The sequence below is a fragment of the Nocardia pseudovaccinii NBRC 100343 genome, assembly GCF_001613225.1.
GTDB lineage: Bacteria > Actinomycetota > Actinomycetes > Mycobacteriales > Mycobacteriaceae > Nocardia > Nocardia pseudovaccinii.
Window position 1 is genome coordinate 26,001 of sequence record NZ_BDBY01000210.1, and the last position, 13,173, is coordinate 39,173.

Here is a 13,173-nt window from a genome sequence, read left to right on the forward strand (position 1 = left end):
CGAGTGCGACCGCTTCCGCTGCGGTGAAGTTGAGCGGCGGCAGCAACGGATACCCAGTCGGCGGACCGATACCCGGTCAGCGCAACCGAATCCGCGCAGCGAAGTCGCGCGCGGGGGCCGCATCGTGCTCCGACATCACCCCGAAGAATCTTGCGCAACGCGCTGCGCCCGGCCTGGTCGAAGGGCGTCGCCTCGCCGCACGCAAAGCCACGGCGAGTGCGACCGCTTCCGCTGCGGTGAAGTTGAGCGGCGGCAGCCACGGATACCCGGCTGGCGGACGGATGCCCGGTGAAATGGCAGACGGGGTGCCCGGCAGGCCAATGGGTGCCCAGTTAGTTGGTGGGCTCGGTGCCCGGTTGACAGACGGATCCCCCGTTACCTGGTGACGGGGTACCCGGTCGTCGCCGGGTGTGTCAGACCGAGCGCCCGAACAGCAGCTTCCACGGCATCAGCGCGGATTCCAGTTGCACCTTGAGGCTCATCTTGGAGGCGCCGAGGGTGCGCTCCTCGAACCGGATCGGTACCTCCGCGATCGTGATGCCCTTCTTGACGGTGCGGTAGTTCATCTCGACCTGGAACGAATACCCGTTGCTGCGAATCGAGGCCACGTCGATGGCGCGCAACGTGTCGGCCTTCCATGCCTTGAACCCGGCAGTGGCATCCTTGACGCTGAGACGCAGGATCAGGTTCACATAGAAGTTGGCCCAGGCGGACAGCGCCTTGCGGTACCACTTCCACTCCTCGGCGGTGGACCCGCCGGGCACATAGCGGGACCCGAGCACGACACCGGCATCGGTGGTGTCCAGCTTCTCCAGCATCGCCGGAATGACCTCAGCGGGATGCGACAGGTCGGCGTCCATCTGGATCACCACATCGGCGCCCTCGTCCAGTGCCCGGGTGATCCCGGCCACATAGGCGCGACCCAATCCGTTCTTCTCGGTGCGGTGCAGTACGCCGACGACATTCGGCAGCTCGGCCGCCAGCTTGTCGGCGATCTCACCGGTCCCGTCCGGCGAATTGTCATCCACCACGAGCACATGTAGATCGGGCACCGGCAGCGCCGTCAGCCGCTCCACCGCAACCGGCAGATTCTCCCGCTCGTTGTAGGTCGGCACAACAACGGTAACCCTCAAGGGTCGCCCTCCCTGCTCACCTGTTCCAGCCCGCAGACCCACGACAGGACCCGGAGCACTCGTCTGATTGCCAAGAACCGTACTTGATCGAACTGAAGACCACCTGAGCGCCCGCACGCTCCCGCCGCCACCCGAATACCCGCGACATGCCGACTACCTCGCAAATCGCGTCTCCCACCCCGCCGACCACCCCTGGATTCACGTCGAAATCAGTTGCCGCACACCACCCCTGGCGCGCCCTCACTTCTCCCCATCGCGCCAATCCCGATCCCGGGCATCCTCACGAGCATTGCGCGCATGCACGATCTCCAATGCCCGCTCGGCAGTAGCCCGATCCGGATACGGCCCCATCCGATCCCGGAACCAACACTGCTTCCCATTCTCGGCCCGCTGATGCTTCAAGCAGTAGTACCACTTCTCCGCCATCCCCCCAGCATCCCACCACCATGATCAACAGACCCCCGATTTCACCCCCGCCCCCAAGATCCGTCTCCTTGTGGGCACCGGTGCGGCACGGTCGAAAAACCGGTCGTCCTGGCTTGTGACGGCCAGGACGACCGGTGGGACAGATCAGAGGCAACCATTCGCCCTGAGCTGGGCGGCAACCTCATCGGAGACAGTGATGGAGCGGCCGATATTGGCCTCCGTCAGGTCGGATGCGCTGATCCCGGCCTGCATCGCGCAGCCGAGCAACTTGGCGTCCACGCTGATACTTTCGTCGGCGTGCGCGATACCGGCCCCGGTCATGAGGGCACCGGCCAGCGCTACAGCGAGAACACCGGTCTTGACGAATCGCATGAGATTTCCTCCTCGAATCGCAGTCCTACGGTTCTGCTCGACACCTGCTTCACTTGCCTGATGTGTTTCGGAGTACGCCCGTCCGCCGCAGCCGACGAAGCTCACCCCCTGATTGCAGGCTCCAACATACGCACCGGACACCGATGCGCGCCGGGACATTCGTCACTTCGGTCGATTTCGATAACCGGGCCAACACCTAAAAAATCCCCCCGACCTGGTGATATGTCGAGGGGATTTGGTGGCCAGGGCCGGGATCGAACCGGCGACCTTCCGCTTTTCAGGCGGACGCTCGTACCAACTGAGCTACCTGGCCGCAGGCACCCGTAGTGAATGCCATACGCGAAACGCCGGATTGCTCCGGCGCTTATTTTGCGACCCTGACGGGACTCGAACCCGCGACCTCCGCCGTGACAGGGCGGCGCGCTAACCAACTGCGCCACAGGGCCTTGCGTTGCTTCCAACGATCCGAAGACCGTACCCCCTACGGGATTCGAACCCGCGCTACCGCCTTGAAAGGGCGGCGTCCTAGGCCGCTAGACGAAGGGGGCTCGCCCCGGATTTCTCCGGACCGGCTTCAACGGCTGTCCGTTGGGAGCTGGGATAGCTTATGACAGATCGGCCGCGTTTCCCAAATCGGCTGTTCAGGCTCCCAAACCGAGCTCTTCGAGTCGAGCTTGCGCCCGCCAGCCGTCGTTGCGGAACTTCTCCGCCCACTCCGGGGTGGCCATCGCCTCGACCACGACCTCGAGCGCCTCCTGGAACCGGGTCCGCAGATCGACCCCGCTGCCGAGGATGTCGATCAGATAGCGCTGGCCGGCGAGGGCGGCAGAGATGGTGCGGGTGAAGCGGTCCGGGTCCGCGTCGGCGCGCAGCTGGCCCTGATCGATGGCGCGGACCGCGAGTGCTCTGGTGGCGCGGCCGAGTATTCGACCGCCGCCGGTCTGCACATCGCGATAGAAGTCCGGCTCGATGATCAACCGGAACTCGGCCTGCACGATGATGTCGTGCTCGAGTCGCAATGCCACCTCGTCGACCATCCCGTGCAGGACGTCGAGTGGACCGAGATCCGTTCTGGCAAGCCAACGCTCGGCCGATGTGCGGTATCGGTCGACCGCGGTCTCGAGTACCGCGCGTGCGAGATCTTCCTTGGAATCGAAATGAAAGTACATGGCGCCCTTGGTGGCGCGTGAACCTTCCAAAATGCGGTTGAGCGATGCAGCGGCATAGCCGCTCTTCCCGAACTCAACGGCGGCGGACCTGATTATCGCCGCGCGTGTCCGGCGGGCCCGCTCTTGCTGCCGTGCCATGCTCGAAACGCCTCCGAAGCCTACTCGTCGCCAATCGGTGCCCCCAAAGGAACGGACCCTTGGCGCGAAGTTATGAGTTTTATCAATACTTCAAACCGGGATTTCGCCCCGTTTCAATCTTTCGGTACGAAAACTTGCGAAAATCCTGAAACACACCAGCTGGTATAGTTTTCCTGCCCAGGTGCGCCGCAGGGGGTGCGCACCTGGGCATTACTTCGTCTCGGATCTGCCTCCCCCGGCGTCGACTCGTAGGAAGTCGCGATCGGTCGAACCGGCCGCGACACGTTCGGGCACACCAACGATAAGCCGAATTTCGGATCGCCGGGTAAGTCGGCGATTCTTCCGTAATTCACCAAGTCGTCACCGTACCCGGAAACACCATCCGACACGCGGCAAACCGAAGACTCCAGCGGCCGAAACATCCGGATATCTGTTACAGCAAACTTCACGCAATCGAGCAAAGTGATGCCTCGGATTTCCGAATTCGACAGCGTCGCAGCACTGTTCACCCGAGTCGACCAGCGGCCCCGTCGCCGCGGCGCCGACCGCGCGACACCGGCCAGTCACCTCGCTGCGTCCCCCCGCGCGCTGGCCCTACACCCCCCGCAAATCCAAAGACATTGGTACGCAACATGATTGGATGGTAGCCCGGCTCGGCAGGAATGAACAAAGCTGGGTACCAATTGTTTACCGGCAGCATCGCTACCCGCACGCATCGTGTTACCCGGTGCACCAGCACGACTCGGCAGCGGCACTCGGCAACCCCGAGCGAACCGATCCACGCCCCCAACCGACGCGCCCCGCCCCCGGTTACCCGATCCGCGCCCGGCCCACTACACTGTCCATCCGCGCCCCTATAGCTCAGTTGGTAGAGCTACGGACTTTTAATCCGCAGGTCGTAGGTTCGAGCCCTACTGGGGGCACCTTCTCAGGCGTCCGGTTTCCATACCGGACGCCTGAGTCATATTCCAGACCGCGCGCAGTCGCGACGCGCATCGGCCGCGGCCATGAAACACCACATTCCGCGGTGAGCTTTCCATGCCGTGGGCCGCGCCCGCACACCCGAAGGCGCGCCTCGGCAACAGATGGACTTCGCTGGACGATTTGCCCCTCCCAGATTCCTATTGGGCAGCTGCCACCGATACGAGGGCGATAGAGGCCGCTTTGCTCGGTTGATTGCCGCCCAGCGCGACCGAGCCGAGGGCGCGGCTCGTTGGTCGGCGCGCTGGATCGGCCCCGGCGTGCATGAGGGCACCAGCGGCAATGATCTGGTCACCGATGCCGTGGCTCCGATCGCGATGGGCTATCCGCCCGAGCACCCGGGCAGTGGCGCGCACCACAGACGCGGTCCGGCGACGGCATCGGACACATACTTCGCGGTCTGCCCGGCAGCAGGGGCAAGAGTGTCGGCATCGGCGGCGCGATCGGAGAAGCATTGGCCGAGAACACAGGTGGTGCACTCGGGCGGACTTTTCGGCGGTGAAGCGGAACGATCGCAGCGGCGACACCAGCGGCTTTGTGTGTTACGGCACGCTGGGCTAACGACTCTCGGCCCGTAGCGATAAACCCCTTGCTGCGGGCCGAGCCCCTACACTCGGTGTGGTTGTCGAACGCCGACGTCGGCATATGACCTCTATCACGAGGTCTCATTTGTCAGCCAGATGCGTTTCGCATCACACCTACGGTGCCGTAAGGTATGGCCGCATCGGCACACGGTCTACCCGGGGGACTGACCAGCAAGAGCGCACACACATGAAGGGCTTGTATATGGCAAGGGATCTGACTCAACTCGAGCTGCTCACGGAGTTGGAGCCGGTTGCCGAAGAAAACGTCAACCGGCACCTCTCCCTGGCAAAGGAATGGCATCCGCACGACTACGTCCCGTGGGACGAGGGCCGCAACTTCGCGGCACTCGGCGGGGTGGACTGGGACCCTGAGCAGTCCCGACTGAACGAAGTCGCGAAGGCGGCCATGATCACGAACCTGCTCACCGAAGACAATCTGCCCTCCTACCACCGCGAGATCGCCGAGAACTTCTCGCAGGACGGCGCCTGGGGCACCTGGGTGGGTCGCTGGACCGCCGAGGAGAACCGCCACGGCATCGTCATGCGCGACTACCTCGTGGTTACTCGTGGCGTCGATCCCGTGGCGCTCGAAGAGGCGCGCATGATCCACATGACCAACGGATTCGCTTCGCCGACCGAGGCCGATGCGGGCTTCCTGCACTCGGTCGCGTACGTGACCTTCCAGGAGTTGGCCACTCGGGTCAGCCACCGCAATACCGGTCGAGTCTGCGACGACCCGATCGCCGACCGCATGCTGCAGCGCGTCGCCGCCGACGAGAACCTACATATGATCTTCTACCGCAACATGTGCGGCGCGGCCCTGGATCTGTCCCCCGACCAGGCGCTCGAGGCGATCACGCTGATTCTGGAGAACTTCCAGATGCCCGGCGCCGGGATGCCCAACTTCCGCCGCAACGGCGTACTGATGGCCAAGCACGGCATCTACGATCTGCGCCAGCACCTCGAAGAGGTGGTGCAGCCCGTGCTGAAGAAGTGGAACATCTTCGAACGCACCGATTTCACCGCACGCGGCGAGGCCGTGCGCGAACGGCTCGGGCTGTTCCTGGAGAAGCTGAGTCAGGACGTCGTCAAGTTCGAAGAGCAGCGCGACCGCATGCTCGCTCGCGAGGCGAAGAAGCGTGAGCTCGCCGCGGTCGCCGTCGGCTGATCTCCACCGCAAACGTAAACGCGCCGCCGCCGGATTTCTCCGGCGGCGGCGCGTTTATTTTCGGCAACGTCGATCTCAGTGGCGAACTTATAGCTTCAACCGCCGAAAGTCCTTGCGGCGCTACTTCACCGGCAGTGCGCCGTCGACACCGCCCACATCGGTGATCTTCCAATCCGAGTTCTTATCCAGCGTGACGTTGTAGGTCACCGTTGTCTGCGCGCCTTCCGGACTCTGCGCATTCGTCGAACTCACATTCACGAACACATCGACTTTGTAGATACCGCCTTGCTCCGACATCACCTTTGCGGTAATCGGCGCGGCGGTGGAGGTCCACTTCAACGGAACCAGAATCTGTTCGAGCTTGGGCGCGGTCGCGTCGAACTTATTCGCCAGCTGCGGAACTGTATTCGCCTTCAGCTTGGCCACCCATGACGGGATGTCCTGGTAATTGACGGTGGCCGCGCCGACCGCGTATTCGGTGGCCACCTGCTCGGCCCGCTTATCCGCGGCTTCCCGATCGTTTCGATCGGCAAGATCACCGCGGGCCGAGACGAGTAACCCGCCCAGCACGGCGACCGCGATTACCAATGCGCCGATTACCGCGCCGACGACCACGGTGGATACGCGAATCGACAGGGTGCCCGGCTGCCGGTCCGACGGCTGCCCGGACGTGCCCGCCCGCGTATCGGACGCCTTCGACTCGGTCGCCTTGCCCGGCTCCACGCCGGAGTGACGGTCCGCACCCGATCCCGCGCCTTCGATCCGTTCCGTCATTGGCCCTCTCCGATGAGTGTGGTGGTCACGGGCGATACCCGTGAGTAACAGGCTACGTATCGGCGCAAACCGCCGACGATTCGGCCGGGAACCTCGACACTGGGGGAATATCCGATATCCGTTCACAGGAGGCCCGGGACATGAGGAACAAGGGCGAGGCCACGCTCGGCGGCAAGGTCGTCGCGATCACCGGCGGCGCACGCGGGATCGGACGGGCCACCGCGGAGGCATTCCTGGGGGCGGGCGCCGCCGTCGCGATCGGTGACATCGATGTCGAACTGGTCGCCAAGACGGCGGCGGAGTTGGGCGCCGATCCGGATGCCAAGATCGTCGGCCTGCCGCTGAACGTCACGGACAAGGCCTCCTTCGCCGCCTTCCTCGACAGCGTGGACAGCGCGCTCGGCCCGCTGGATGTGCTGGTCAACAACGCGGGCATCATGCCGACCGGGTTGTTCGCCGACGAGGACGAAGCGATGACCCAGCGGATCATCGCTATCAACCTCAACGGCGTGATCCACGGCTCGCGTCTGGCCGTCCGGCGATTCATGGACCGCGGCAGCGGACATGTGATCAATATCGCGTCTTTGGCTGGGACACAGGGCTTTCCGGGCCTGGCCACCTATTGCGCGACCAAGCACGCGGTGGTCGGTTTCACCTCGGCGCTGCATCTGGAGATGAAGGAGCACGGCGTGCACGTCGGCGCGGTGCTGCCGGGCATCGTGCGCACCGAACTGTCGGCAGGCGCCAATATGCCGACTTGGATTACGCCGCTGACCACGGTGGATCCGGAGGATGTCGCGCAGGCCATCGTGAAATCGGTAAAGCAGCGCAAACCGCTGGTGACCGTGCCACGCCGACTCGCGGCCATCATCAAATCAGCGCAACTGCTACCCTACCGCGCACAGCTGGGCGTCGCCGAATTCACCGGCGCGACAACGGCTTACGCGCAACCCGACCCGGCCGTGCGGGAGATCTACCACCGCAGACTCCGCGACCAATAGCCCGCTCGGGACCGGAACTGCGCGACCATGGTCGGCCCCCCGGACCGGCAACCCACGATTGTCTACGTCCCCCATGTCTGGCAGTCTCCGCCGAAGTCGAGGCGATTCGCCGGGGCGATCGGCCTCGGCAGGATCCTCGCGGGCACCGCGGATTTTGTCAGGAACTCTTTCCCGGGGGTGCCGACTCGCTCCCCCGCTGCGCCGCGTCCGGGGCGGCCTGTTCCGACTCGGTGCGACGATCAGGCGATTCGCTACTCCGGGCTGGCGCAGGAGCCGGAGCGAACACCTTGGGCGCGGCGGAATTGGCCTGATCCGGTGTGGACTGGGCGGCGGAGCGCTCGGTCTTGCCCGACCATGGAGTCCGAGCCGTCGCCTCCTTCGCCGCCTGGCGAGTGGGGCGGCGCCGAGCGCCGCGGCGCCGCGGCGTACTCGCTGGCGATCGAGCTTGGCTGCCCGTCGGTCCGGAACGGTCCCAGGGCGTTGACAATACCGATTTCCCTGGGGTGAATTGGGGCGCCTCGGGTCCAGTGCGCCGTCGCGGATCGCCGACCACAGGATCGGCCCCGGAGGAAGGGGCGGTGCCCGGCGGGTTCGACACGGCCGAAGCAGGTAGGTGCTGAACGGGTTTGTCGTCCCGCACAACGTTGTCCGAAGCTGCGGGCGAACCACTCGAGTGCGCATGCACCGTCTGGGCCGTCTCCGGCTCGGACTTCGGTTCGGCCCGAACCGGAGACGAACCGTCAGCGGCCGCAGCCGAATACCACACGGCCGGACGGTCGAGCGCGGAATGCTGCGGCTCGGTTCGACCGCCCGCTTCGTCGGCGTCCGGGTGCGCGGGCGAAGCGGCGGCCAAGCGCCCGGGCCCGCCCGGCTGGGGCATGCGTTCCCCGAGAGATCCGGGCGCTGCCGAACGATACTCGTGACGCTCGGCCGCACCTGCGCCATTCGTGCCCGTGGTCCCGGCCTTCGGGGCTCGGGGCGAGGCGAACTCACGGGGCAACTCAGGCACTGCTGGCGGGCGCACATCGTGCCGTCCCACGGAACCCGATGCGCCACTGGGTGATCCGGGCGCGCCGCGCTGATCCACAGCGATTGGTTCGCTGATCGGGTTCGCGGTTGTGAAGTCCAGTCCGGCAACATTTTCCACGAACCTTGCCGCATGCTCACGAATATCGTCGGCGTAGTTGTCGAGCAGGTCGGCGTAGCGCATCACCTCGTTCGGATCGATATGCAATGGCTGCGCAGACGAATTCGGCGACGGCACGCCGAGTACCTCACGTGCGGCGTCGTAGACGAACCCGTTGATCTTGCGCTCGATGGTGTCTGCGAGCGGTCCCATCGCCCTGCTGATCACCTCGATGGCAATGTAGGAGATCAGCATCTGCTCCATCGCACTCAGCAGTCTGCTCGCGGCCGCCCGAAACGCGGTGGTGAGCGCTGCCGACCATCCCGCAGTCACCACCATCGATGCCATCAAAGCCGTATAACCCGCGGCAAGCGCGGCAACCTCGGCCAGCACCACCGCTTTCACCACGGTGATGACATCCGCCGCGACATCCAGCGCCTTCGCCACCGTTCGACACGCCTGATCGAGAGCCTCCGTGTGGCCGACGCTCATCCGCGCCCAGGCCGCAACCAGTTGATCGTAGGAGTAACCCGAATAGACCGAGCCCATGTCCCGTACCGCCGCGGTGGCCGACTCGTGGGTGCTGGCAACGCTCGTGGCGAAGGCACGCACCTGCCCGGCGAGCTCGCGAACCTGATCCTCATCGATGTCCGGATACGGAACACCGAGGAAGTTCAGGAACATCGCCACCTCATGCGGTATCTCGAATGCCACCCATAGTCCTCGAATCGTTCCGGTTCAACCAAATTACACCCACCGGTCCGAAATCAAGGACGAATTATGTCATCGCTGAACGACCAGCGCCGTGCGATCGAGGACAACCCAATAATTGCCGACGTGATCGAAGCCGGTACGACCCGTGTCGTACGCTTGGTAGCCCCTGGCGGCAGCGTAACGTCCGGGATCGGCCAGCACCTGTAGCTTTGCTTCCAACTCTTCGCTTCGCCTTATCATTTCCGGTGATGGATTTTCCGTGATCCGGATAGTTCCCCGAAGCCACCCGGCCTCGTCGCTTATCCGGCTGAGCGCCGCTTGATGTTCTTCGTGTAAATCTCGGAACTCGATGGTTCGCGAACCCGGACGCAATGCCATTCGAACGACCGCATCCTCGTTATTACCAGCGTAATACAATGCATCGGACCTGGCGGTCGACACATATGTTCCGTTGCCGGTGTCGAGAACATGTGACGCACTACCGGGAAAGTATGACCCGTGTTTGAACTGTTCGGCGTAGCTGCGGTCGGTCAGTCCCCGGAAGAACTCGTGCCCGCCCGCATCGATGACCGCGTCGACGCCTTCCCGCTCCACCACGGTCGGCAAATCGTCGAACCCCTGACTGCGGCAGATCGCTCCCAACGCCGAATCACCGTCGGACGAAGCGGCCTCTCGCTCCGCCGCACTCAGGTACGGATCGTCACGCCTGGTTTCCACCAAAGTGTGGATCGAACGGTAGTCGAGATCGTCGACGATATTACTGCCGCGCGACACATACTCGGATGTAGATATTCCTGTTGTTGCGATCGGCGCATCCGCCATATCATGCGAGAAATCTTGCGAGTTCACCGACTGTTCGCCCTCGCGGTCGGATGTTTCATGGTTTCGAGCGGTTTCGCCCGCCGGGCGACTGACATCACGGATATTTCCGGAGTCGCTCTCGGCACTTTTACTGAATAGGCGGGACAGGCTTTCTCGAACACCCCGCATCGCGCCGCTCAATTTGCCGCTGATCATCATGATCTGAGCAACTCCAATCATAGGAATATCGGTCCAGCTGAATTACCACAGGCAAGGAACAGCGTCGGGTTCGGACCGGCGCCGGTCGGTATGCCGATTATCGAGAGTAGTGCTCGACTTCGTATTCGGCTGAGTTCACACAATCCGGCCGGAAATGGGGCAGGTCGCGACAATCGTTATTTTGCCGAAGAACTCCGAAGCCGTCTCGGCCCCGTTCGATCGGCCCGTGGCCGAAGCGTCGGGCGCTCCGATCGTCGAGCACAACTACCGCTGCCGTAACCCAGGGCGTGCGCCAGTGCACATCGAACAGCGGTGATATCGGCACTGGTTCGTCCGGATGAGACACTGGTGGGCGTGACGATTACTGCCGAAGCCAAGAGCACGCTGCGGATCGGGCCGTATCCGGTCGATCCGGCGGTGGTGCTCGCGCCGATGGCGGGCATCACCAACCTGGCGTTTCGGAAGCTGTGCCGGGAGTTCGGCAGCTCCACTTCGATCTATGTGTGCGAGATGATCACCGCGCGGGCGGTGGTCGAGCGCAATGAGAAGACGCTGCACATGATGTCCTTCGACGAGGACGAGCATCCGCGCTCGATGCAGCTCTACGGTGTGGATCCGGCCACACTCGGCGAGGCCGTGCGAATCATCGTCGGCGAGGGCTGGGCCGATCACATCGATCTGAACCTCGGCTGCCCCGTCCCGAAGGTCACTCGGCTGGGTGGCGGCGCGGCACTGCCGTACAAGCGCGCGCTGTTCAGCAAGATCGTCAAGGCGATGGTTTCCGGCGCCGAACCGGCCGGTGTTCCGGTGACGGTGAAGTTCCGCATCGGTATCGATGACGACCACCTCACCTACTTGGACGCGGGCCGCATTGCCGAGGCCGAGGGCGCCAAGGCCGTCGCACTGCACGCCCGCACCGCCGCACAGCGGTATTCGGGCCAGGCCGACTGGACGAAGATCGCGCGGCTCAAGGAGGCCGTCACGACGATTCCAGTGCTCGGCAACGGCGATATCTTCTCCGCCGCCGACGCGGTGCGCATGATGGACGAAACCGGTTGCGACGGAGTCGTTGTCGGCCGCGGCTGCCTCGGTCGCCCGTGGCTGTTCGCCGAATTGCAGGCGGCACTGCGCGGCGAAGCACTGCCCGAGGCGCCGAACCTAGGCCGCGTCGGCGAGGTGCTGTACCGGCACGGGGCGCTGCTCGCCGAACATCTCGGCGAGGACAAGGCCATGCGCGATCTGCGCAAGCATATGGCCTGGTATCTGATGGGCTTTCCGGTCGGTGCGGACCTGCGCCGCTCCTTCGCGACTGTGTCGAGTCTCACCCAATTGCAGGACCTCATCGGCGAACTCGACCCGACCGCGCCGTTCCCCCGCGATGCCGAGGGACCGCGCGGCCGTCAGGGTTCGCCGGGCAAGGTTGCCCTGCCGCACGGTTGGCTCGACGATCCCGACGATCCGGCCGTCCCCGCGGGCGCGGATCTGATGCACAGCGGCGGCTGATCGTTTCGAGCGACCGGCACGCGACTTGTACGTGCAATCACACTTTCACCCGATCGTAAAAAACTCTCCGACCAGCACATATCCAAATGTGCAAGACAACCTCGGCCCGTCGATTTCGCACTGGGCTGGCTCGCCGTGGCGGAATCGTTATCATTGGCGGAATCGGTCATGCGGGTCGAAAGCGGCCGAAACGGCAGCGGAGACGAAAAGCGAGGTTCGTTGGTGGGTGACGATCGGCACGGGCAGTCGCCACGGCCCGGAGGTCGCGCCCCGTGGGAGCGCTATCCCACGGCGGATTACACCGAACGCGACGGTGCACGGTCGTCCAGGAGAGCCCGACATAACGATCCCGATTCCGGCTCGGCACCGCTGACGGTTCAGGACCTGGTCCAGAAGGTCGACAACGAACGCAGCGGGCGCAGACGCCGGTCCGCGACCCCGGACGCACCGCCCACGCACGCGAACCGGGCTGCCCCGAAGCCGCCGGAGTCCGCCGCCCGCCAAGCCGATGCCCCGCCGCGCAAATCGAGCGCTCCCTCCGCGCGCCAAGCGGACGCGCCGCCCCGCACATCAGCCATGCCAGCCGGACGCGGTGCCGACGCACCCCGCACATCGGCTACCCCGGCGGCCGGACGCAAGACCGACGCACCGCCGCGCACATCCGCGATGCCCGCTGGACGCAAAGGCGACGCGCCCCGCACCTCGAGCACCCCGGCTGCACGCAATACCGAAGCACCGCGCACCTCGAGCACCCCAGCCGGACGCAAGACCGACGCCCGTACGACGGCCACTCCAGCCGCCAAGGCCGACGCCACCCGCCGTTCCGCGGCCTCCCCGGTCGTCGACGACATCGCGGGTACCCCGACGACCGCGCGCACCGGGAAACGCCGCGCATCGACGGTTTCCGGAAAAGAGCCGCCCGAGGTCGTCACCGACGTGATCCCCCCGGTCGAGGAGGCCCCGCGACCGAAGAAGCGCACCATCGGCTGGCCGACCACCGATCCGGACGCCCCGAAAACCGCGGCCGCATCGACCCGTGTCGGCTTGTCCCGGCTCGCCGCGAG

11 protein-coding genes, 4 tRNA genes and 1 pseudogene are annotated in these 13,173 nt (G+C 64.8%); 5 read left to right on the forward strand and 11 right to left on the reverse strand.

Annotation, left to right across the window (positions count from 1 at the left end; translation table 11 throughout):
• Positions 1–413: 413 nt before the first annotated feature.
• The 8 genes from NP3_RS27100 to NP3_RS48255 form a co-directional block, all read right to left on the reverse strand.
• Positions 414–1,133, reverse strand: coding sequence for a polyprenol monophosphomannose synthase (locus tag NP3_RS27100; protein ID WP_281197528.1), 720 nt, complete (start codon positions 1,131–1,133; stop codon positions 414–416).
• A gap of 240 nt (positions 1,134–1,373) precedes the next feature.
• Positions 1,374–1,559, reverse strand: a complete 186-nt coding sequence (locus NP3_RS27105) for a hypothetical protein (protein WP_063044437.1) — start codon at positions 1,557–1,559, stop codon at positions 1,374–1,376.
• A gap of 144 nt (positions 1,560–1,703) precedes the next feature.
• Entirely contained in the window at positions 1,704–1,931 is a 228-nt protein-coding gene (locus tag NP3_RS27110; protein WP_063044438.1) for a hypothetical protein, read from the reverse strand.
• 236 nt (positions 1,932–2,167) lie between these two features.
• Positions 2,168–2,244: transfer RNA gene (locus tag NP3_RS27115), tRNA-Phe, on the reverse strand.
• A gap of 59 nt (positions 2,245–2,303) precedes the next feature.
• Positions 2,304–2,377 (reverse strand) — tRNA-Asp (locus tag NP3_RS27120).
• Positions 2,378–2,406: 29 nt separating this feature from the next.
• Positions 2,407–2,479, reverse strand: a tRNA-Glu gene (locus NP3_RS27125).
• Positions 2,480–2,572: 93 nt separating this feature from the next.
• Positions 2,573–3,238, reverse strand: a complete 666-nt coding sequence (locus NP3_RS27130; RefSeq protein ID WP_063044439.1) for a TetR family transcriptional regulator — start codon at positions 3,236–3,238, stop codon at positions 2,573–2,575.
• 113 nt (positions 3,239–3,351) lie between these two features.
• On the reverse strand, positions 3,352–3,747 hold the full coding sequence (locus NP3_RS48255; RefSeq protein ID WP_157124568.1) for a hypothetical protein: 396 nt from the start codon (positions 3,745–3,747) through the stop codon (positions 3,352–3,354).
• Between the two features lie 341 nt (positions 3,748–4,088).
• Between NP3_RS48255 and NP3_RS27135 the strand changes: the two genes are divergently transcribed.
• Positions 4,089–4,161 (forward strand) — tRNA-Lys (locus NP3_RS27135).
• 844 nt (positions 4,162–5,005) lie between these two features.
• Positions 5,006–5,971: an acyl-ACP desaturase gene (locus NP3_RS27140; protein WP_063044446.1), complete on the forward strand. Its 966-nt coding sequence runs from the start codon at positions 5,006–5,008 to the stop codon at positions 5,969–5,971.
• A 120-nt stretch (positions 5,972–6,091) separates the two neighbouring features.
• On the opposite strand, the gene NP3_RS27145 is transcribed toward NP3_RS27140, so the two are convergent.
• Positions 6,092–6,745, reverse strand: a complete 654-nt coding sequence (locus tag NP3_RS27145) for a hypothetical protein (RefSeq protein WP_084509034.1) — start codon at positions 6,743–6,745, stop codon at positions 6,092–6,094.
• 140 nt (positions 6,746–6,885) lie between these two features.
• Here NP3_RS27145 and NP3_RS27150 point away from each other — a divergent pair, with 140 nt between their 5' ends.
• Entirely contained in the window at positions 6,886–7,746 is an 861-nt protein-coding gene (locus NP3_RS27150) for an SDR family oxidoreductase (RefSeq protein WP_063044440.1), read from the forward strand.
• Positions 7,747–7,903: 157 nt separating this feature from the next.
• Here the strand turns inward: NP3_RS27150 and NP3_RS27155 are convergent, their stop codons facing one another.
• Together NP3_RS27155 and NP3_RS27160 are read right to left on the reverse strand one after the other, a co-directional pair.
• On the reverse strand, positions 7,904–9,586 hold the full coding sequence (locus NP3_RS27155; protein WP_063044441.1) for a WXG100-like domain-containing protein: 1,683 nt from the start codon (positions 9,584–9,586) through the stop codon (positions 7,904–7,906).
• A 69-nt stretch (positions 9,587–9,655) separates the two neighbouring features.
• Positions 9,656–10,606 (reverse strand): hypothetical protein, encoded by a 951-nt coding sequence (locus NP3_RS27160; RefSeq protein ID WP_063044442.1) that lies wholly within the window; start codon positions 10,604–10,606, stop codon positions 9,656–9,658.
• 354 nt (positions 10,607–10,960) lie between these two features.
• Between NP3_RS27160 and dusB the strand changes: the two genes are divergently transcribed.
• Together dusB and NP3_RS27170 are read left to right on the forward strand one after the other, a co-directional pair.
• Positions 10,961–12,109: a tRNA dihydrouridine synthase DusB gene (gene dusB, locus NP3_RS27165; protein WP_218024945.1), complete on the forward strand. Its 1,149-nt coding sequence runs from the start codon at positions 10,961–10,963 to the stop codon at positions 12,107–12,109.
• 222 nt (positions 12,110–12,331) lie between these two features.
• Positions 12,332–13,173, forward strand: a pseudogene (locus NP3_RS27170) (LCP family protein); the annotation flags it as partial.